Source organism: Nocardioides houyundeii, assembly GCF_002865585.1.
In the GTDB taxonomy this organism is placed as follows: Bacteria; Actinomycetota; Actinomycetes; order Propionibacteriales; family Nocardioidaceae; genus Nocardioides; species Nocardioides houyundeii.
Genome location: NZ_CP025581.1, coordinates 2,160,243 through 2,179,895, shown reverse-complemented (window position 1 = coordinate 2,179,895; position 19,653 = coordinate 2,160,243). Strand labels below are relative to the sequence as shown.

Here is a 19,653-nt window from a genome sequence, read left to right as displayed (position 1 = left end):
CGGGGTGGGGCTAGTGCTGCTTGTCGTGTTTTGCGCGCCCTCCACCGAGATGACGCCCGAGCTGGGAAAGGCCCCCGGCGATGCCGTTGGGAGCCAGGCACATGACCGCGACGATGATGAGGCCGTAGGCGATGAGCGCCAGGGTGCCGGTGTTGAAGCTGCTCGAGGTGCCGCTGGCCTGTTCCACCAGGCCCAGCGCGGAGCTCACCTCGTTGAGGATCGTGGGCAGCGCGATGATCAGCAGGCCCCCGATGACGGCGCCGCTCACCGAGCCCAGGCCACCGACGATGATCATGGCGATGTACTGGATCGACTGCTCCAGCCCGAAGGTCTCCGGGTTGAGGTAGCGCAGGTAGCCCGCCAGCAGGGCGCCCGAGAGGCCGCCGAGCGCCGCCGAGAGCGCGAAGGCGGTGACCCGGACCCGGTTGACCGCGATCCCGGCAGCAGCCGCCGAGTTCTCGTTGTCGCGGACCGCCCGGAAGGCGCGTCCCCAACGGAGCCGGCCCAGGGTCGCCACACAGGCCCCCACCACCAGGGTGATGAGGCTGAGCAGGACGAACCACTTCATGTCGCCAGTGACCAGGCGTCCGGCCAGGCCGGCCGACTCCGAGAGCTTGGTGCCGAACAGCATCGGAGACTCCACCATGCGTCCGGCGCCACCACCGGTGAGGGAGCGGAGGTTCACGAACAGGTGCTCACCGACGTAGGCGATCCCGATCGTGCCCACAGCCAGGTAGAGGCCCGATAGTCGCAGGGCCAGCGGCCCGATGGACAGGCTGGCGATCGCGGCGACCAGCATGGCCAGGACCGCGGCCACCGGGTAGGGGAGTCCGTGGTCCGCGGCCACCGCGGCGGTGAACGCCCCGAACCCGACGAAGACGGCGTGCCCGAGGGAGAGGATGCCCGTGGTGCCCATGGCCAGGTTGAGACCGATGGCGGCGACCGCGGCGATCAGGCCGAAGTTGACGACCGAGAGCATCTTGGCGTCGCCGGAGGCCAGCAGCCCGACGGCGAGGACGAGGGTCAGCACGGCGGCGACCCGCGCCATCGGGGTGCCCAGCAGGTTGACCTGGGCCCGGAGCTCGGAGGGTGCCAGCGCCTTGACCGGAGTCGTGGTGGTGCCGGCGCGTGCCGGCAGCTCGGAGGTCGTCTCAGGCACGGATCACTCTTTTCGTTCCGAAGAGCCCCTGGGGGCGGACGAGCAGGACCAGCACCAGGACCAGCCACGGCACGATGACGTGGAAGTTCTGGCCGATGACCCCGGCGAACGGCGCCTCGTAGCCGGCGACCAGCGTCTGGATGATGCCGATGAACACGCCGCCCACGACCGCGCCGTTGATGGAGTCGAAGCCGCCGAGGACCGCGCCGGGGAAGGCCGCGAGGGCGATGAGCCCCATGTGCGGATCGATGGCCCGGGGGTAGCCGGCGAGGAAGATGCCGGCCAGCACGGCGAGCACCCCGGCCGTGGCCCAGACCGCGATCGTCATCCGGCGGGTGTTGACGCCGAGGGCCGCGGCAGCCACCGGGTCCTGGGACATCGCGGTGATCGAGATCCCGGTCCGGCTGCGACGGAACCAGATCGCCATGGCACCCACGATCATCCCGGTGACGGCGATGGCGAAGATGCTGGAGGTGGTGAGCGCGACCCCGGCGACCGTGACGCTGTCGGAGCCCCACGGGTCACCGATTCCGAGCTTGTCGGTGCCGAAGGAGGCGGCGAGCACCGCCCGGATCAGGATGCCCAGCCCGAGGGTGCCCATCATGACCGCCTCGTGCGAGAAGTGGCTGAGCCGCCGTACGACGGTGCGCTCGATCAGCACCATGAAGGCGGCGGTGCCGATGATGGCCAGCAGCGCGGCGACGCCGAAGTTCAGTCCGAAGCGTCCCGGCCCGAACCAGTAGACGAGGAAGGCGCCCATGGCCATCACGTCGCCCTGGGCGAAGTTGATGTGCCCGGTGGACTTGTAGATCAGGACGAACCCGAGGGCGACCAAGGCGTAGACGCAGCCGAGCGAGGCCCCGCTGACGATGAGTTGTACCAGCTCTTGCACGTCATGTCTCCGTTGTCGCTGGGGCTGAGTTGCCGAGGTAGGCGGCACGCACGCGTGCGTCCTTCTGGATGTCTGCGGGGCGGCCCTCGGCGATGACGTGCCCGAAGTCGAGGACCGTGATCCAGTCCGCCACCTCCATCACCATGGCCATGTCGTGCTCGACCACCAGGATCGACAGGTCCCGCTCGGCACGGATGCGGGCGAGGATCTGGGTCAGCTCTGCGGTCTCGGTGGGGTTCATGCCGGCCACCGGCTCGTCCATCAGCAGCAGGGTCGGGTCCGAGGCCAGCGCCCGGGCGAGCTCGACCCGCTTGCGGGTGCCGTAGGGCAGGTCGCCGACAGCGGTGTTGCGCAGCTCGAAGAGGTCGAGCAGCTGCAGCACCTCGGCGACGGCCTGGCGGTGCTCGAGGTCCTCGCGGCGCGAGCGCCGCCACAGCAGCAGGTTGCCGGCGATCGAGGAGCGCATCAGCGGGTGCCGGCCGACCAGGGCGTTCTCCATCACCGTGGCACCGGGGAACAGCGACAGGTTCTGGAACATCCGGCCGACCCCGGCCGCGGCGATGGTGTGCCTCTTGGCCGTGGTCAGGTCCATGTCGCGGTAGCGAAGCGAGCCCTCGGTGGGCCGGGAGAAGGCGCTGACGCAGTTGAACATCGAGGTCTTACCGGCGCCGTTGGGGCCGACCAGGGCCACCACTTCGCCCGCGCGCACGGTGAAGCTGACGTCCTCCAGTGCGGTCACGGCGCCGTAGCGCAGCGTGACGCCGTCGACGTCGAGCACGACGTCCCCGGGTCGGTCCTGTGCTCGAGTGCCCGGCGTTGCCGGCTCGGCGGGACGGACGGTCATGGGCCAACCCCTCATGCCACGTGTCGATAGGTCCCCAAACGGGGCGAATGATGGGCATCATATGCACACGTGATGTGAGGCACGCAACACCTAATCCACCATACGGTTGGTTAGTTACCGAATTTCTGTCGATCGTTGACAACCATCCGTTTGGTGGATTCACTGAGCAGCAATCCGGTGGGACGCACGTCCCCGAGCCGGGACCCGATCAGGTGTCATCAGGGGGAGCCATGCCCACCGTCGAGCCGTGGAACAAGCGGATCCTTGCGTTCCAGCCGAGTTCGCTGGTTCCGCTCGAGCAGTGCGAGCGGCACTACCTCCGGGTGCACAGCCCCTGGGCGGTCCGCGAGATCCGCCGTATGGACGACATCGTGAGCTACCACACCAACCTGATGCTGGGTCAGTGGGACCTCCTGGGGGGCTTCCACCAGGCGCCCGACCAGTGGCGCTTCGCCACGATGCGCTCGCGACCCGGAGGGCACGCCGGCTTCCCGCCCCCATGCTGGGCTTCCTCAGCCAGGACCACGAGAGCTTCCTGAGTCATCTCCGCGGCTTCGCCGTCGAGGAGTCCGTCTGGCTGGACCGGCGCTCCGGCCAGCTGACCAGCGAGAAGTACGTGATCGTGCTGGACCGGCCCGACGGTCTGGGCCAGGCGGCCGCCCACGAGGCTGCCGAGGTCGTCCAGGACCGACTGCGCGAGCTCCTCGAGGACGCCTACGGTGCCCGACTGATGGTGGTCAACCGGGTGCTGGCCGAGAGCCAGTACGACGAGGGGCGCGAACCCGGTCAGCGGATCACCTCCCGCTCGGCCAGCGACTCCTCGCGGGTCTCCTACCTGGAGATCTACTTCGACCACCAGGAGTGGGGCGAGGAGTTCTTCGCCCGTGCCGACGTGCAGGACTCGGTCCGCTCCTCTCCGTTCGCCCCCGGCTGGGTTGCCGGCTACCACGTGCTGGAGCGAGCCGGGCACGACAAGCGCTCCGCCTGAGCCGGCGGCTCCGGCTCCGACCTCCCCCCCGCGAAGGACCCTCACCTTGACCAGCCCCGTGACCAGCCCGGTGACCAGCCCGGTGACCTCTGTCGCCCACATGTTCGAGCCGATCGACATCGGCCCCCTGAGGCTGCGCAGCCGGTTCATGATGCCTCCGCACGGCCTCTCCGTGGGATCCCTGTGGGCGTCGGAACGGGCAGCCAGGCGGGGCGCGGCCTACTGGGGAAGCAGGGCCGCTGACGGCGTCGGACTGGTCTGCGGGCTCAACGGGTTCATCGACAACAGCCTCGTCGTCCCGGGCTTCGACCCCACCGGGGTCGGCGCCGTCACCCGCGGCGTCTTCCGGATGCCGCACTTTCGTGAGCGGGTCGGAATGTACGTGCGGGCGGTCAAGGAGGGCGGTGCCCACGCCGGGATTCAGCTCATCGCCCAGGGCGCGACCCCGCACTCGCCTTCCGGGGTGCTGGCCAACTACACCAACAACGTCGTCCCGCACGTGCTGACGCGCTCCGAGATCGCCTGGTTCGTCGAGGAGTACACCTTCTCCGCGGCCGAGTCCGCCGCCGCCGGCCTGGACGTCATCGAGCTGCACGCCAACCACGAGGACCTGCTGCACCTGTTCCTCTCCCCGGCCACCAACAAGCGCACCGACGAGTACGGCGGTGACCTCGAGGGACGCAGCCGGTTCATCCGGGAGATCCTGGCCGGTGTCCGCTCGGTCATCGGCGAGGGCATGGCGGTCGGTGTCCGGATGAACATGGACGAGCTCTTCGAGGGTGGCTACGACCTCGCCGGCGGCATCGAGATCGCCCGGATGCTCGAGGGGACAGGGCACGTGGACTACATCCACTGCGTGATGGGCAACAACTGGGGCGCGCCCAGCTACATCCAGCCGCACGTCTATCCGGTGGCCGGGTGGGCCGATCTCGCCGGCCAGGTCAAGGCGGCGATCGGGCTCCCGGTGATCTACACCGGCCGGGTCTCGACGCCCCAGGCTGCGGCCGCCGTCGTCGCCCAGGGACAGGCCGACGTGGTGGGCCTGGCCCGGGCGATGTTCGCGGAGTCGCGATTCGTGTCCAAGACGCGGTCCGGCGACTTCGACGCCGTACGTCCGTGCATCGGGACCAACGACTGCCTGCACCGCACGATCGTCGACGGCATCCCGTTCTCCTGCAGCGTCAACCCCGGCACGGGTCACGAGGTCGACGGTCCGCTGCCCGCGGCCGACCCGGCCCGGACCATGCTCGTGGTGGGCGGCGGACCGGCAGGGATGGAGACGGCCGCGCTGCTGGCCGAACGAGGCCACCGGGTCTCGCTGTGGGAGCGCGCGGGCGAGCTCGGAGGGCAGCTCAGGTCGGCGCGCCAGGTCTCCGAGAACGCCGCGTACGGCGACTTCGTGGCCTTCCAGGAGCGACGGCTCGCCGCCTCCGGGGTGCGGGTCGAGCTCGGGCGCGAGGCGACCCTGGAGGCCGTGCGGGGCGCCGGGGTCGACGTCGTGGTGGTCGCCACCGGCGCCCTGCCTCGACGCCCCGACCGGCCCGGGTTCGATGCTCCGCACGTGGTGCAGGGCACCGACGTCCTGCTGGGCGCCGAGCAGGTCGGCGAGCAGGTTGCCGTGGTGGCGATGGAGGACCACATGCAGCCCCTCACGATCGCCAGCCACCTGGTGGAGCAGGGCAAGAAGGTCACCATCTTCTATCCCACGCCGAGCGTCGCGCCCCTGGTGGGGAAGTACTCGATCGGCGCGGTGATGGCGAAGCTCTCGGCAGGCGGCGTCGAGGTCAAGGTGATGGAGCAGGTCAGCGCCGTGGTGGGGGACCGGGTGGTGACCAAGAACGCCTACAGCGGGGTGGAGCAGTCCTACCCCGGCTTCGACCACGTGGTGCTCGCCTGTGGTGGCGACGCCCACTCCAGCCTGTACGACGCGCTCGCGGACACCGACATCGAGGTGCACGTCCTGGGCGATGCCTACGCTCCCCGCCGGATCTCGTTCGCCACCCGGCAGGCCTACGCGTTGGCCGCCCGGCTGTGACGGGCCAGGCGGGGGGAGTGAGCGCACCGAGGAAGAAGTTCGTGCAGTTCCAGCCCAGCGCCCTGCGCAGCGCCGAGGAGTGCGAGCGCTACTACTCCGAGGTGCACACGGTCTGGGCCATGCAGGCGCTCCGGGACGCCCCGTCGCTGGTGAGCTACGAGACCAACCTGGTGGAACGGCAGTGGGACCTGCTGGGTGGCCTCGACCAGCCGCCGGACCAGTGGCGGTTCGCGGTGCTGCGGGAGACCGGCGACGCCCCGATGTTCACCCCGTCGCAGGGGCGGGTGCTCGCGCACGACCACCAGGTCTTCCTGCGGGACCTGCGCCGGTTCGACGTCGAGGAGACGGTGCGGTTCGACCGGAGCAGCAGGTCCCTGGCCGCGGCCAAGTACCTGCTGGTGCTGGACCGGCCCGACGACCTGGGCCCGACCGAGGCCGCGTCGGCGTTCGAGTCCCTGCTCGCCGGCCTCGTCACCGGCCTCCGGGAGGCGCAGGGGGCTCGCCGGCTCGTGGCCAACGTGGTCGTCGCGGAGCGTGGCAGCGCACCGGGCCGCGAGCCCGGACAGATCCCCACCGACGAGACGCTCCCGACCCGGCGCCTCGGGTTCGTCGAGCTCTGGTTCGACGACCGGGTGTGGGGTCGGGAGCACCTGGGGTCCCAGCCGGTACGACGACTCCTCACGGACTCGCCGTTCGCACCTGACCGGTTGGTGGGCTACGAGGTCGCGGAACGCGTCGCCCACGACAGGAGGCCACCGGCATGACGAGCGCCGGCACGACGAATGCGCCGGGCGCGGACCCGGCGCCCAGCCTGGTGGAGCGGGTGACCGCGCTCTACCACGACTACGCGTGGGCGGTCGACGACCAGGACTACGACGCCCTGCGCGGGCTGCTCATCCCCGACGTCCGTCTGACCGCGAACGATTGGGAGGCCGAGGGCGTCGACGACTTCATCGCGACCTACCAGCGTCTGCTGGCAGGACTGGCTGGTCCTTGCCGTCACCTCATCAGCAACGTCCGCGCGAACCGGTCCGCGGACGGCGTGATCCAGACCGGCGCCTACTTCCAGGCCGTCTTCCACGCGGAGTCGGCCGTGCGGATCCAGACCGGGCGCTATCGCGACGTCCACGTGGAGACCCCTGCGGGGCTCCGGATCATCCACAAGCGGATCGAGATCGACCCGACACACACGCTCAAAAGCCTCACATGACGCTGGAGTCCTCGACCCGGGGTGAGGAACGTGCCCTGCCCCAGCACGCCCTGCGCACGACTACGAGGGCGTCCTCGACAACAACAGGGGCTGGATGCCATCCAGGAGCTCGTCCGCGAGGTGCTGACGCCGGACCTGTACGCCCACGTTCCCGCCGGTTGGCGGATCGCCCACCGGGAGCTGAGGCGGACCTGGATGTCGGGCAATCCGGCCGCGGTGGCCCGAGCCGAGTGACCGGGTCAGGGCCGCGTGCCGGCAGCGCGCAAACCCTGACCCGGTGCGGCGCTCTCTCCGGTCTACTTCTCGCGGTGCTCGTGTCAGACCCCGGCCTTGACAACCAGCCGATTGGTGGTTTCACTCTGTGACTCAGGTCACAGGAGAGTGTCTATGCCCCGCACCGGCGATCGAGGAGAACCATGTCGCGAGTCCCACCCGCCCCGGCCGAGGTCTACGAGCCGATCTTCGGCTCGGAGCCCTCTCTGCGGCGACGAATCCACGCACAGGCGTCCCACCTCACCGCTGACTACCTCGCCTGGATGACGGCACTCCGAACCAAGGGGATCCTCCCGGGGCGGCTGGTGGAGCTGGTCCGGCTCCGGGTCGCCTTCCACAACCAGTGCCGCAGCTGCATGGCGATCAGGTACTCCACGGGCGACGTCAGCGAGGAGCTGGTCTGCTCGCTCGAGAAGCCGGAGGAGGCCGAGGATCTCACCGAACCCGAGCGCGCCGCACTCGCGTTCGCCGACCTGATGGCGACCGACCACCTGCGGGTCGACGACGCGACCTTCGCCCGGCTGCACCAGCACTTCACCTCGCCGGAGGTGATGGAGCTGTGCCTGCTGGTCGGGACGTTCGTCGGCTACGGACGGATGGACTCTGCTCTCGCGATGACCGACGACCTCCCCGAGGAGTACGCCGATCCCGATGCCACGGTGGCACCGTGGCGACAGGCGCCCGTCACCTTGATCTGAGCCGACGGACGTCGGCGGTGGCGCACTGCCAAGGCGATGACAGCCAACGCGATCTCGGCCGAGGCGACAGCGGTGGCCAGTGCGCTCAGCACCGCGCCGTGGCCGGCCGTCTCGTGCAGTGCCCACGCGTGGTGCACCCCGAGCATCAGCCCGGCCATCACCCCGGTGGTGGCCCAGGCCCGCGGTGAGCCGCCGCGCCACAGCGCGACTCCGCAGGGTGCGCAGAGGGCCACCATCACCACCATGAGCGCGGCCGGGCCCGCCGACATGTGGTGCAGCATCAGCAGGTGGAGACCGACGGCCGAGGTCACCAGCGCGGCGCCGAGCCTGCCCAGGTCCCGTTGGCTGTCCCGTCGGGTGGTCACGGGGCCGGCTCCGAGATGGTGTCGATGACGGTCTCGTAGACCCCCGGTCGACTCCGCTTGAGCCAGACCGCCTGCACCAGCCCGAAGACCGGGAACGCCGCCATGGCAACCAGGAACGTGATGGTCAACGACCCCGTCCGCGGAGCGCCCGTCTCGTCGACGTCGCCGAGCAGCAGGGAGAAGTTGGAGAACAGGATGACCGTGACGACCGCCAGCCCGAGGAACCCGAGCACCGGTGCCACAGCGGTGTGCCAGATCGTCGCCTCGACCTTGTTGCGGGCGAAGTAGACGATGACGGCCGCACAGGTCAGGGCCATCAGGACCACCACGGCCACGGTCGCGATGCCGCTGAACCAGGTGAACACCTCCAGGTAGGGGTCGAGACCGAAGGCGGCGAAGAGCGCGACCGCGACCAACCCGACGATCGAGGTGATCAGCGACGACACGTGCGGGGACCGCTGGGACTCGTGCACCGACCCGAGCTGGCGGGGGAGCAGGCCCGCGTTGGACATCGAGTGGGCGTACCGGGTGATGACGTTGTGGAAGGACAGGATGCAGGCGAACAGCGAGGTGATCAGCAGGATGTTGACGATCTCCGCACCCGGCGCCCCCAGGTAGCGGTCACCGGTGGTCACGATGAACCCGTCGAGGTCCTCGGCCACCTCCACGGCGAAGCCCTCGCCCCAGCCCTGCACGATCGCCCACGAGGAGAAGGTGTAGAACACCGAGATCAGCAGCACCGCGCCGTACGTCGCCCGGGGGATGGTCTTCTCCGGCTCACGGGCCTCGTCCCGGAAGATGGCGGTGGCCTCGAAGCCGATGAAGCCGGCCATGCAGAACATCAGCGCCAGGCCAGGGCTGCCCGAGGTGACGGTGTCCGGCTCGAACGAGCTGGCCGAGATGCCGTCGGCACCCCCTTGGAACAGGATGACCAGGGCCAGCAGCACCACGATGCCGACCTCGGCGATCAGCAGCACGCCGAGCACCTTCGAGCTGAGCTCGATGTGGCGGTAGCCCAGCACGCCCACCACGCCGACCAGCACCAGCGACCACACCCACCAGGGCAGGTCGAGCCCGGTCTTGTCCGCGACCCAGCCACCCAGGGCCAGGCCGATGAAGCCGTAGACGCACAGCTGCACCGCGACGTAGGTGAGGATCGCGATCCAGGCCGCCGCCAGCCCGGCGGGGCGGCCGAGTCCGTAGCCCACGTAGGTGAAGAACGCGCCGGGCTTGGAGACGAAGCGGCTCATCGTGGCGAGGCCGACGGCGAAGAGCAGCAGGATGGCGCCGCCGATGGCGAACATGGCTGGCGCGCCGGCGCCGTTGCCGAGCAGCGCCGCCAGCGGGAAGCCGCCGCCGATGACGGTGAGGGGTGCGGCGGCGGCGACCACCATGAACACGATGGCCCCGGCGCCGAGCGAGCCGCCGAGCCGGTTCCTCTGGGGCTGTCCTTCGGGTCCCGGAGTCAGGACCTCCGCGGTCTGCGTCATGTCGTGGTCCTGTTCTGCTAGTTCTCGGCGTGGCAGTGGCCACCGGTCGGGGCGGACTTCGGCAGGTCGAGCGCCGGGTTGCCGTCGAAGAAGCCGACGGGCTTGAGGTGGAACCCGATGTAGGCCACCGGCATGACGGGCCAGTCCTCGGGACGCACCACGTGGTGGGTGCCCAGGGAGTACCAGACGACGACGTCGGTGTCCTCCAAGGGCGCGTCGTCCTCGAGGTAGACCGGAAGGCCCTGGACCTCGCCCGACTGGTACATGTAGTCGCCGGCGGCGTACAGCTCCCGGGGGTCGTAGGCGGTGACCCAGAGCGGATGCTGCACGAAGCGGGCGCGGTCGTAGATGTGGCTGCCCGGCATCACGAAGGGCGCCACCACGCCACGAGGCTCGATCTTGTACGCCGTGGCCTCGCCGAGCTCGTTGAGCTTGTCGGACTTGACCACCCAGTAGCGGTTGGTCTCGTACTTCCAGTCCCTCGCGCCCTCGGCCTCGGAGGTGATGGGGGTGGACCGGGTGTACCAGGCGTTGCCCCAGCTGTTGAGCTCCCCGTCCTCCTCCGGCACCGAGTCGACCTCGTGGACGGTGTTGTTCTCGCCGTCCACGGTCATGTCCATGCGCACGTTGAAGAAGTGCTGGTGGTGCGGACCGTAGAGCCCGGGTGCCACCAGGTTGCCGTACTTGGAGCTCTCGCCGACCGCGATCGAGTTGGTGGTCAGGATGCCGGTGAGCTTGGTCTCGAACTCGATCGAGCCGTCGGTGTAGAGGTACCAGAAGAAGCCGTACTCGTAGTTCCCCACGGTGCAGAACATCGAGATCACCAATCGGCGGGACCGGCGCACGGCGAGCTCGCCGGTGCGGAAGTCGGTGTGCTTCCAGCCGACGCCGAAGTCCTCCTCGTGCATGCAGATGGCGTTGGGGATGACGACGGCGTTGCCCGCGGAGTCGTTGACCACCCCGTCGAAGTAGTAGATCTCCCCGAGGCAGTCGCAGCCCAGCACCAGGGAGTTGGCCGAGAGGCCCATGCCGACCTCGCCCATGTCGAAGACGTTCTTGTTGCGCTGGGTGGGCGCGACGTCGCCGTAGGGCACCACCATCTCCGAGAGCGAGGCCCGCCACATGATCGGGCGCCGGGTGCCGCGGTCGGTGTAGGAGACGTCGTGGAGGGTGAGGCCCTCGCGGGGGTTGAAGCCGACGCGGACGTGCCAGTTCAGCCACTCCACCTGGTAGCCGTCCACGGTGAAGGAGGCACCGTCGGGCTGGGTGATGGCGATCTCCTTCATGCCCTCCCGCGGCTCGGTCAGGGCCGGGCGGTTCTCCTCGGTGAACATGAAGCGGTCCAGGTAGTTGCCGGCCTGCGGCGGCAACGGGACCACCTCGAGGTCCTCCACCTCGAGGACCGCGTTGGTCGAGAGGTCGAACTTCACGATCAGTCCCTCCACCGGGCGGGCGTAGCCGTTCTCGCCCTCCGCGGTGCGCACGAAGGTGAGGGGTCGCGAGATCCAGGGACTGTTCCCGTGGTCGTCCTCGGCTCCGTAGTAGCCCGCGGGCCACGGGTCGACCATGCACAGGTCGAAGTCGGTGACGCCGCGCTTGCGCATCGCCTCCTGCCAGCGGGGATCTGCCTTGACGCCCTCCTCGATGAGGAAGAAGTGCTCGGCCAGGTAGGAGGGGAAACGACCGGGCACGGGCGTCCAGGACTCGACGAGGGCTGCACCCAGGTCGACGACCCCTTCGTAGATCAGCTGCTCGGCGGTCTCGAACGCCACGACGAAGGCCTGGCGCGCCTCGTCGCCGGTGAACACCAGGCCCGCCGGCTTGGTCGGCTCGGCCAGGGCGATCGTGACGAACTTGAGGGTCTCGCTCGCATACCGGCTGGCCTTCACGATGCCGGCCGCCGTCTCGACCTCGGCCGCGCTGAGCGGGTCGAGCGGGTGGGCGGTGGTGACGGAGACGTCGGTCAGGGTCATGGAAGCACCTTTCGAGGCCGCATGCTCGCCGGTCATGCGCCGGTTCCTCGGAACATAATCAACATCGTTGATTAATGTGTTTCGGGCGGAAGAAGACCCTGTATGCGTTGCGTGTCCACCAACGCACAGGACGCCCGCAGGACGCCGTACGGGGCGCCGGGCCAGAGTGGGGTGGGCGGGTCAGGCGAGGGCGCGCAGGACCGACTCGACCAGCGCCTGCAGCCGTTCCTCGGTGCCGGTCTCGGGCAGCAGCAGGGGGTTGGCCTGGGCGCCCGACACGACGGTGAACAAGAAGTCCAGCGCCGTGGTGCGGTCCAGGTCCGGGCGGGCGGTGCCCTCGAGGACCATCTCGTCGAAGATGCGGTCCAGCAGCGGTCGCTCCAGCTCGACGAAGTCCTGCCAGATGCCCTGGAGCCGCTCGTTGTGCTGGGCGTAGTCGAAGAACGGGATGACGATCAGCGCCTCGCGCCGGGTGACGTCGTCGAAGGGGAACATCTCGTGCAGCAGCGCCCGCAGGGCCTTCGAGCCGGTCAGGACGTCGCCGCCGGCGGCGAGGAACCGCTCGTGGGTCGCGTCGGTCGCGGCACTGAAGACGGCGCCCACGATGTCAGCCTTCGCCGGGAAGTATCGCGCCAGCGCCCCGTTGGAGAGTCCCAGCTCGTCCGCGAGGCGCCGCATGGTGACGGCGTCCACGCCCTCGGCGGCGATGATCCGCCAGGCGGCCGCCACCACCTGTCGTCGACGCTCGTCGTGGTCGACGATCTTGGGCACGGCGAGAGTCTAGGCCCCGGGATCGGCGTGGGAGGCGGACCCTCAGCCTGACCCTCAGCCGGATACCGCGGTGGCCTCCAGGTAGCGCAGCCAGTCGCCGTGCTCGGAGATGTCGCGCCCCGCGGCCGCGGCGTCAGCGGCACAGGCGAAGCCGGGAACCCAGGACCCGTCGGCGAGCTCCACGCGCCCCAGCGCCATCGGCTCCGGGAGCGCGGCCAGGAAGTCGCCCAGCGCCGCGACCGGGAGCTGCCACAGCTCGCCGGTCACCGACACCCCGCCGCCGTCGCCGAGCGGGACCCGGACCAGCCCCGGCTTGGGCGGCACCGTGTCCAGAGCCAGCAGACGGTACGTCGAGGAGGTGCGCACCGTGCCCGCCCACCGCGCGGACCGCGAGGTCAGCTCACCTTCGAGGGGCTGGCCGCGGCGATGGGCGCCCACGACCATCAGCGGCACCGAGGAGGCCCCCGCGGCCACCGGCCACGGGAGCCGCGCGGTCACCGGAGCGGCGGCCCCCGCAGCGGCGACCGGAGCCGGCGCCACGGCGACCAGGCGCGCCAGGTCCGCGGCGACGCCGTCGTGGAAGGCCGGGGTCAGCACGGTCACCCCGAACTGGGCGACCCCGGCGGCCCCCTCGTCCACGGTGCCGGCCGGGACGGCGACCCCGGAGAGGTCGAGGAGGTTGCAGAAGTTGGTCCAGGTCCCCAGCCAGGAGTTCACCCCGATCGGGTCGGCGGCGACCGCCGCCTGCGTCGGGTGGCCCGGCGCGGTGGGCACGAGCAGGGCGTCGTAGCGGCTCATCACCTCCGCGCACACCGCGTCCAGCTCCGCCAGGCGCGCCAGGTCGCGGACCATGGCCGACCCGCTGAGGGTCCCGGCCCGGGCGATGAGCCCGCCGACGGTGGGATCGATCCCGGAGTCGGGGTCGTCGTGGTGGGCGTCGATGAACGCACCGACCGCGGCGTGCCGCTCCGCCACCAGGGCGCCGTCGTACAGCAGCCGGGCGGCCTCTAGGAACGGTGCGAAGGAGACCGTCTCGACCGTGCAGCCCGCAGCTCGCAGCCGCTCCGCGGAGGCATCGAAGGCCGCAGCCCAGCCCGGGGCGAGGCCTCCGAGGTCGTCGGGCACCGCGACACGAGCGCCGGGCGGGGCGGCCAGTGGGGCGTCCGCCGGCCAGGGGCGGGTGCCAGGCCCGCCGGCCATGATCCCCATCGCGGTCTCGGCGGTGTCGAGGTCGCGGGCGAAGATGGTGACCGCGTCCCAGGAGCGGCAGGCCGGCACCACGCCGGCGGTGGAGACCACGCCCAGGGTCGGCTTGATCCCGACCAGCCCCTGGAAGGCTGCGGGGACCCGCCCGGAGCCGGCGGTGTCGGTGCCGATCGCGATGTCGGCCAGGCCCAGGGCCACGGCGACCGCCGAGCCGGAGCTCGAGCCTCCCGAGACGTACGTCGGACGCCGGGCGTCGCGCACGCCGCCGTAGGGGCTGCGCTGCCCGACCAGTCCGGTGGCGAACTGGTCCAGGTTGGTCGCGCCCAGCACCGTGGCACCGGCCGCGCGCAACCGCGCCACGGCCGCGGCGTCGGCGGCGGCCGGCCCGTCGGCGTACGTCGGGCAGCCGGCCGTGGTGGGCAGGCCCGCGACGTCGACGTTGCCCTTGACCGCCAGCAGCAGCCCGGCGAGCGGTCCGCCGGCGGCCAGCGCCGCGTCGTGCTCGGCCTGCACCTCGGCCTCGGGGCGCAGGTTGATCCAGACCTCGGGCCGGTCGACGGCCCCGACCGCGGCGTACGCCGCGCGCACCCGGGTCACGCGACCGGCTCCAGCACCACGAGCGCGTCGCCGGGGGCGACCTGGGTGCCGGGACTGGCGTGCACGTGCACCACTCGGCCCGGTCCGGGTGCGGACACGTGGGTCTCCATCTTCATCGCCTCCAGCGACACCAGCCTCTGACCTTCCTCCACGACGTCGCCGGCGGCGACCTCGACCTTCCACACGTTGGCCACGAAGGGCGCGTCGACCCGTGAGCCGCCCTCAGGCACCTCGACGTCGACGGCGCCGTCGACGGGCGTCGCCTCAGCCTCGGCGCGGTCGAACTCGCCCGCCGCCTCCCACGCCGCGCGCTCGGCCGCGAAGGCCACCGACTGCTGCTCCCGGAAGTCGGCGATCGAGGCGGCCTCGCGGTCCAGGAACTCCTGGTAGTCGGCCAGCGAGAAGGAGCCTTCGGTGATGTCGACGGTGCCGCGTCCGGCGGCCAGGTCGGCGCGCAGGTCGAGCAGCTCCTCGGCCGTCACCGGGTACCAGCTGATCCGGTCGAAGAACCGCAGCAGCCACGGCGACCCGGGCGGGAACGCCGCGCTGGACCGGTGCCGGGACCAGACCTGGGTGGTGCGTCCGACGAACTGGTAGCCGCCGGGCCCCTCCATGCCGTAGACGCACAGGTAGGCGCCGCCGATGCCGACGGAGTTCTCAGCCGTCCAGGTGCGCGCGGGGTTGTACTTGGTGGTGACCAGCCGGTGCCGCGGGTCGAGCGGGGTGGCGACCGGTGCGCCGAGGTAGACGTCGCCCAGCCCGAGCACCAGGTACTCGGCCCCGAACACGGTGCGGTGGACGTCGTCGACCGAGGCGAGCCCGTTGACCCGGCGGATGAACTCGATGTTCGAGGGGCACCAGGGTGCGTCGTCGCGGACGCCGGCGGTGTAGCGCTCCACCGCCTCGCGGCACGCGGGGTCGTCCCAGCTCAGCGGGAGCCGGACCTGCCGGGACGGCACCACCAGCTCGGAGACGGCCGGCAGCGAGTCCTCGATCTCGGTGAGCAGGTCCAGCAGGACCGGGACCGGCAGCACGTCGGGGTCCACGTGGACCTGCAGCGAGCGGATGCCCGGAGTCAGGTCGAGGATCCCGCGCACCGAGCGCTCGGCCAGGGCGGTGTGCAGGGCGTGCACCCGCGCCCGCAGCCCGAGGTCGAGGACCAGGTCGCCGTACTCCACGAGGACGTTGTCGTCGCCGCTGCGCCGGTAGGTCACCGGGACCTCACCGGCACGGCGACGCAGCACGCCGTCGTCGCCGTCGCCACCTGGGCGGTGGGTCGCCAAGGCGAGTGACCTCGCCGATGGCGCGTCGGCGCCGCGTACCGGGACGAAGGAGACCGTGTCCCCGGGTCGCAGCTGGCCGAGCTTCCACCGGTCCGCCCGCACCACCGTGACGGGACAGACGAAGCCGCCCAGGCTGGGCCCGTCGGGCCCGAGCAGGATCGGGGTGTCCCCGGTGAAGTCGAGCGCGCCGACGGAGTAGGCGGTGTCGTGGATGTTGGAGGGGTGCAGGCCCGCCTCGCCGCCGTCCTGGCGTGCCCAGGTGGGCTTCGGGCCCACCAGCCGCACGCCGGTCCGCGAGGAGTTGAAATGCACGGCGTACGACGTGGCGAAGAGCTGCGCCATGTCGGCCCGGGTGAGGAACTCCGGGGCGCCGTGTGGTCCCTCGGTGACCGCGAGCTCCCAGTGGGAGCCGAGGTCGGGGCGGAGGTGGGGGTCTACCGGACCGCTCCCGTCGCCGCTCGGCCCGGTCGCGGTGCGCAGCACGTCGCCGGGCCGCAGCGCGCGGCCCCCGTGGCCGCCGAACTGGCCCAACGTGAACGTCGCGGCGCTGCCCAGGTACGCCGGCACGTCGAGACCTCCGGCCAGGGCGACGTAGGTGCGCAGCCCGGCGGTCGCGTCGCCGATGTCGAGGGTGCCGCCGGCCGGCACGTCGACCGGCTCCCACATCGGCACCGGGGAGCCGTCGACGGTGACCGCGGCGACCGCGCCGGTGACGCAGACCCGGGTGCGGTGGGTGAAGACCAGCGCCGGGCCCGTGGCGGTGCACTCGATGCCGGCGGCGTTCTCGTCGTTGCCCAGGGCCAGGTTGCCCAGGCGCAGCGACCGGCCGTCCATGGCTCCGCTGGGCGGCACCCCCACCTGCCAGAGCCCCAGCCGTCCGGTGACGTCCTGCACGGTGCTCATCAGGCCGGGACGCACGACGGTGATCCGCGGCTCCGGGTCGCCCGCGCCGTCCAGGGTCCGGGTCGAGTGGCGGGCGGAGGTGAACTCCGGCAGCTCCAGGACGGCGCGGAGCATCCCGAGGTTGACCTCGATGCCGTCCATCCGGGTGCTGGCCAGCGCCCCGGCGAGGGCGGCGACCGCCTCCTCGCGGGTGGCACCGGTCCCGATCACCTTCGCGAGCAGCGGGTCGTAGGCGGTGGTCACCTCGGTCCCGGTCTCGACCCAGCCGTCCACCCGGACCCCGGCTCCGGTGGCCGGCAGCTCCACGCGGGTGAGCAGGCCGGCGCTGGGCTGGAAGTCGAGCGACGGGTCCTCGGCGTACACCCGGGCCTCGACGGCGTGGCCGGCCACCGGCACCGTGCCGGTCGGGTGCTCCGCCAGCATGGCGGTGTCGCCGGTGGCCAGGCGGAGCATCCAGGCGACCAGGTCGACTCCGGTGACCTCCTCGGTGACCGGGTGCTCGACCTGGAGCCGGGCGTTGACCTCCAGGAAGGACGCCTCCTGGCGCTCGGCGTCGTAGACGAACTCCACGGTCCCCGCCGAGCGGTAGCCCAGGGAGGCGGCGAGCGCGCGGGCGCAGGTGTGCAGCTGCTCGCGGACCGTGGCCGGGAGTCCTGGGGCCGGTGCCTCCTCGACCACCTTCTGGTGGCGCCGTTGCAGGGAGCAGTCGCGGTCCCCGAGGGAGACCACGCGCCCGGTGCCGTCGCCGAAGACCTGGACCTCCACGTGGCGGGCCCGCTCGACGTAGCGCTCGGCGAAGACGCCGGTGGAGCCGAAGCTGGCACCGGCCAGCCGGGTCACCGAGGCGTGGCCGGCGCGCAGCTCCTCAGGGGTGCGGCACACCGTCATCCCGATGCCGCCGCCCCCACCGGTGGCCTTGAGCATCACCGGGTAGCCGATCGCCTCGACCTGGGCCACCGCGTCGTCGGCGTCGCGCAGCAGCCCGGTGCCGGGGAAGATCGGGACGCCGGCTGCGGCCGCGGCCTCGCGGGCGGTGTGCTTGGCGCCGAAGACCCGCAGCTGGTGCGGCGTCGGGCCGACGAAGGCCAGACCGGCGGACTCGACCCGCTCGGCGAAGTCGGCGTCCTCGGAGAGGAAACCGTAGCCGGGGTGGATCGCGGTCGCCCCGGTCTCGGCGGCCGCGCGCAGCACCGCGTCGGCGTCGAGGTAGCTCTCCCGGGCAGGGGTGGGCCCGAGGCGGACCGAGGTGTCGGCCAGGTGCACATGGGCGGCGCCGCGGTCGGCGTCGGAGAAGACCGCGACCGTGCGCCAGCCCAGCGCCCGGGCGGTGCGCAGCACCCGGCAGGCGATCTCGCCGCGGTTGGCGACCAGGAGCACCCCCGGGGCGCTCATGCCGGCTCCGTCACGATCATCTCGGCCCGGCTGGGGTCGAAGCCGTTGCACGGGTTGTTGACCTGGGGGCAGTTGGAGACGACGACGAGCACGTCCTTCTCCGCGCGCAGGCTGAGCGAGAGCCCGGGTGCGGAGATGCCGTCGACGATGCCGAGGGCCCCGTCGGGGTCGACGGGGACGTTCATGTACCAGTTGACGTTGGCCACGTGGTCGCGCTTGCCCATCCCGTGGCGGGAGAGCTCGGCCAGGAAGTTCTCCGCGCACGCGTGCTGGGCCCAGGTGTGGTGTCCGTAGCGCAGCGTGTTGGACTCCCGTGAGCAGGCGCCCCCGAGGGTGTCGTGCCGGCCCACCTCGTCGGCGACCACGGTGAGCAGCGCGTCGGACTCGTTGTCGCGCAGCACGCTTCCGGTGGTGAGGAAGACCGAGTCCTGGGCCTGCAGGGTGGTCTGGGCGCTGTAGGCGCGAGAGGTGTCGTGCGCGTCGTAGGCCAGGAAGTCCACGGCCTGGTTGCCGTCGAGGTCGACGATCGTGAGCACCTGCCCGCGACCCAGCGTCCAGGACCAGGGTGCGCAGGCCGCGACGGTCTCGCGGTGCACCTCGCGGCTGCTCACAGTCCCAGTCCCTTCCGGAGGTCGGCGGTGTTCTCGAAGGCGCGTCGGCGCTCGGGCGTCGCGCACCACAGCGGGTCGTCAGGCGTGGTGGGCCGACCGCGCCAGGCCAGCACCTCCAGGGGGCCCACGGTGTACTCCGGCCGGGGATCCAGCGGGTGGGCAGCGTTGGCCAGCAGCAGCACCACCGGGAGCTCGGTGCGCAGGGTGAGGCTCGCCCCGGGGCCGGCGGAGCCGCGCCAGACGGGATGGCCGGCCTCGTCGATGCGCACGCCCTGGAAGAAGGAGACCGACGGCGGCAGGTCACGGCGGCCGAGCCCGTGCTTGCCCGCGCCGAGGAGGAAGAGCTCGCGGCCGGCGGGGGAGCGGCCCTGGGGTGAGCCGTCGCCGTACCGCTCCTGGTTGCGGGACCGGGTGGAGGCGCCGTAGACGGCGTCATGGTGGCCGGAGGTGTCGGTCAGGACCGTGGCGAGCACCCGGCCCTGGTCGCTGAGGAGCAGCTGACCGGCGGCGGTGTAGACCTGCCACTGGACCTTGACGGTGTCGGCGACGTTGAGCCGCTCCCAGGGCATGCCCGCGTGGTGCAGCAGGGTCCCGGCGCAGGCGTCTCCGGTGGGGTCGGTGAGGCGCACCGTGGTGCCGGCGGCCAGCACCCGGTGGCCGTAGCCGCCGCCCGCGATCGTCTCGGCCCACACCACCTGGTCCGCGACGACGCCCTCGGGCAGGGCTCCGGCCCCGGCCGCCGGCACGGTCGGCATGGCGTCGACGACCGTCCCCTCCTGGGCGCGGGCATGGTCGCGGGCTCCCGCGGTGGTGCTGGTGGTGCTGCTCATCGACGCTCCTGGGATGACTTTCGGTTGGTCAAGCGAAAGTCAACGGCGCCCGTACGACCGGGTCGTTCCGGCGCGGTTAACTCTGTGTAACGCGCCCATGAGCCGGCCCGACGCGTGGGCGTCGCGCTGCTAG

At 71.4% G+C, this 19,653-nt stretch carries 17 protein-coding genes; 6 read left to right on the top strand and 11 right to left on the bottom strand.

The window, feature by feature from the left end; genetic code table 11:
• Positions 1 to 10: 10 nt before the first annotated feature.
• The 3 genes from C0R66_RS10480 to C0R66_RS10470 are packed head-to-tail and all read right to left on the bottom strand — an operon-like array spanning position 11 to position 2,895.
• Positions 11 to 1,159 carry a branched-chain amino acid ABC transporter permease gene (locus tag C0R66_RS10480; protein ID WP_101524648.1) on the bottom strand — a complete coding sequence of 383 codons (1,149 nt, stop codon included), beginning with the start codon at positions 1,157 to 1,159 and terminating at the stop codon, positions 11 to 13.
• Positions 1,152 to 2,051: a branched-chain amino acid ABC transporter permease gene (locus tag C0R66_RS10475; RefSeq protein WP_158647992.1), complete on the bottom strand. Its 900-nt coding sequence runs from the start codon at positions 2,049 to 2,051 to the stop codon at positions 1,152 to 1,154. The genes C0R66_RS10480 and C0R66_RS10475 overlap by 8 nt, the downstream gene beginning before the upstream one ends.
• A gap of 1 nt (position 2,052) precedes the next feature.
• Entirely contained in the window at positions 2,053 to 2,895 is an 843-nt protein-coding gene (locus tag C0R66_RS10470; RefSeq protein ID WP_101524646.1) for an ABC transporter ATP-binding protein, read from the bottom strand.
• A 230-nt stretch (positions 2,896 to 3,125) separates the two neighbouring features.
• On the opposite strand from C0R66_RS10470, the gene C0R66_RS10465 reads away from it, so the two are divergent.
• The 6 genes from C0R66_RS10465 (at position 3,126) to C0R66_RS10440 (ending at position 8,099) form a co-directional block, all read left to right on the top strand.
• Complete coding sequence (locus tag C0R66_RS10465) at positions 3,126 to 3,434, top strand: hypothetical protein (protein ID WP_101524645.1); 309 nt, start codon at positions 3,126 to 3,128, stop codon at positions 3,432 to 3,434.
• Positions 3,395 to 3,883 carry a hypothetical protein gene (locus tag C0R66_RS10460; protein ID WP_101524644.1) on the top strand — a complete coding sequence of 163 codons (489 nt, stop codon included), beginning with the start codon at positions 3,395 to 3,397 and terminating at the stop codon, positions 3,881 to 3,883. Before C0R66_RS10465 ends, C0R66_RS10460 begins: the two co-directional genes overlap by 40 nt.
• A 46-nt stretch (positions 3,884 to 3,929) precedes the next feature.
• Complete coding sequence (locus C0R66_RS10455) at positions 3,930 to 5,918, top strand: oxidoreductase (protein WP_199286633.1); 1,989 nt, start codon at positions 3,930 to 3,932, stop codon at positions 5,916 to 5,918.
• Positions 5,919 to 5,935: 17 nt separating this feature from the next.
• Positions 5,936 to 6,682, top strand: coding sequence for a hypothetical protein (locus C0R66_RS10450; RefSeq protein ID WP_158647991.1), 747 nt, complete (start codon positions 5,936 to 5,938; stop codon positions 6,680 to 6,682).
• Entirely contained in the window at positions 6,679 to 7,128 is a 450-nt protein-coding gene (locus C0R66_RS10445; RefSeq protein ID WP_101524642.1) for a nuclear transport factor 2 family protein, read from the top strand. Before C0R66_RS10450 ends, C0R66_RS10445 begins: the two co-directional genes overlap by 4 nt.
• Positions 7,129 to 7,544: 416 nt before the next feature.
• Entirely contained in the window at positions 7,545 to 8,099 is a 555-nt protein-coding gene (locus tag C0R66_RS10440; RefSeq protein ID WP_101524641.1) for a carboxymuconolactone decarboxylase family protein, read from the top strand.
• Here the strand turns inward: C0R66_RS10440 and C0R66_RS10435 are convergent.
• From C0R66_RS10435 to C0R66_RS10400, 8 genes are all read right to left on the bottom strand, one after another.
• The gene (locus C0R66_RS10435) at positions 7,988 to 8,464 is read right to left on the bottom strand and encodes a hypothetical protein (protein ID WP_101524640.1); all 477 of its coding nucleotides are present in this window, start codon (positions 8,462 to 8,464) and stop codon (positions 7,988 to 7,990) included. The two genes, C0R66_RS10440 and C0R66_RS10435, sit on opposite strands and share 112 nt — an antisense overlap.
• Positions 8,461 to 9,954 (bottom strand): APC family permease, encoded by a 1,494-nt coding sequence (locus tag C0R66_RS10430; protein WP_101524639.1) that lies wholly within the window; start codon positions 9,952 to 9,954, stop codon positions 8,461 to 8,463. The genes C0R66_RS10435 and C0R66_RS10430 overlap by 4 nt, the downstream gene beginning before the upstream one ends.
• A 17-nt stretch (positions 9,955 to 9,971) precedes the next feature.
• Entirely contained in the window at positions 9,972 to 11,927 is a 1,956-nt protein-coding gene (locus C0R66_RS10425) for a primary-amine oxidase (protein ID WP_101524638.1), read from the bottom strand.
• A gap of 180 nt (positions 11,928 to 12,107) precedes the next feature.
• Positions 12,108 to 12,698 carry a TetR/AcrR family transcriptional regulator gene (locus tag C0R66_RS10420; protein WP_101524637.1) on the bottom strand — a complete coding sequence of 197 codons (591 nt, stop codon included), beginning with the start codon at positions 12,696 to 12,698 and terminating at the stop codon, positions 12,108 to 12,110.
• A gap of 54 nt (positions 12,699 to 12,752) precedes the next feature.
• Positions 12,753 to 14,501 carry an allophanate hydrolase gene (gene atzF / locus C0R66_RS10415; protein ID WP_101524636.1) on the bottom strand — a complete coding sequence of 583 codons (1,749 nt, stop codon included), beginning with the start codon at positions 14,499 to 14,501 and terminating at the stop codon, positions 12,753 to 12,755.
• Positions 14,498 to 18,079 (bottom strand): urea carboxylase, encoded by a 3,582-nt coding sequence (gene uca, locus C0R66_RS10410; protein ID WP_101524635.1) that lies wholly within the window; start codon positions 18,077 to 18,079, stop codon positions 14,498 to 14,500. The genes atzF and uca overlap by 4 nt, the downstream gene beginning before the upstream one ends.
• Positions 18,076 to 18,690, bottom strand: a complete 615-nt coding sequence (locus C0R66_RS10405) for an urea amidolyase associated protein UAAP2 (protein WP_240311689.1) — start codon at positions 18,688 to 18,690, stop codon at positions 18,076 to 18,078. Before C0R66_RS10405 ends, uca begins: the two co-directional genes overlap by 4 nt.
• A complete protein-coding gene (locus C0R66_RS10400; RefSeq protein ID WP_101524634.1) occupies positions 18,687 to 19,520 on the bottom strand; it encodes an urea amidolyase associated protein UAAP1 in 834 nt (277 codons plus the stop codon). Before C0R66_RS10400 ends, C0R66_RS10405 begins: the two co-directional genes overlap by 4 nt.
• Positions 19,521 to 19,653: the final 133 nt, after the last annotated feature.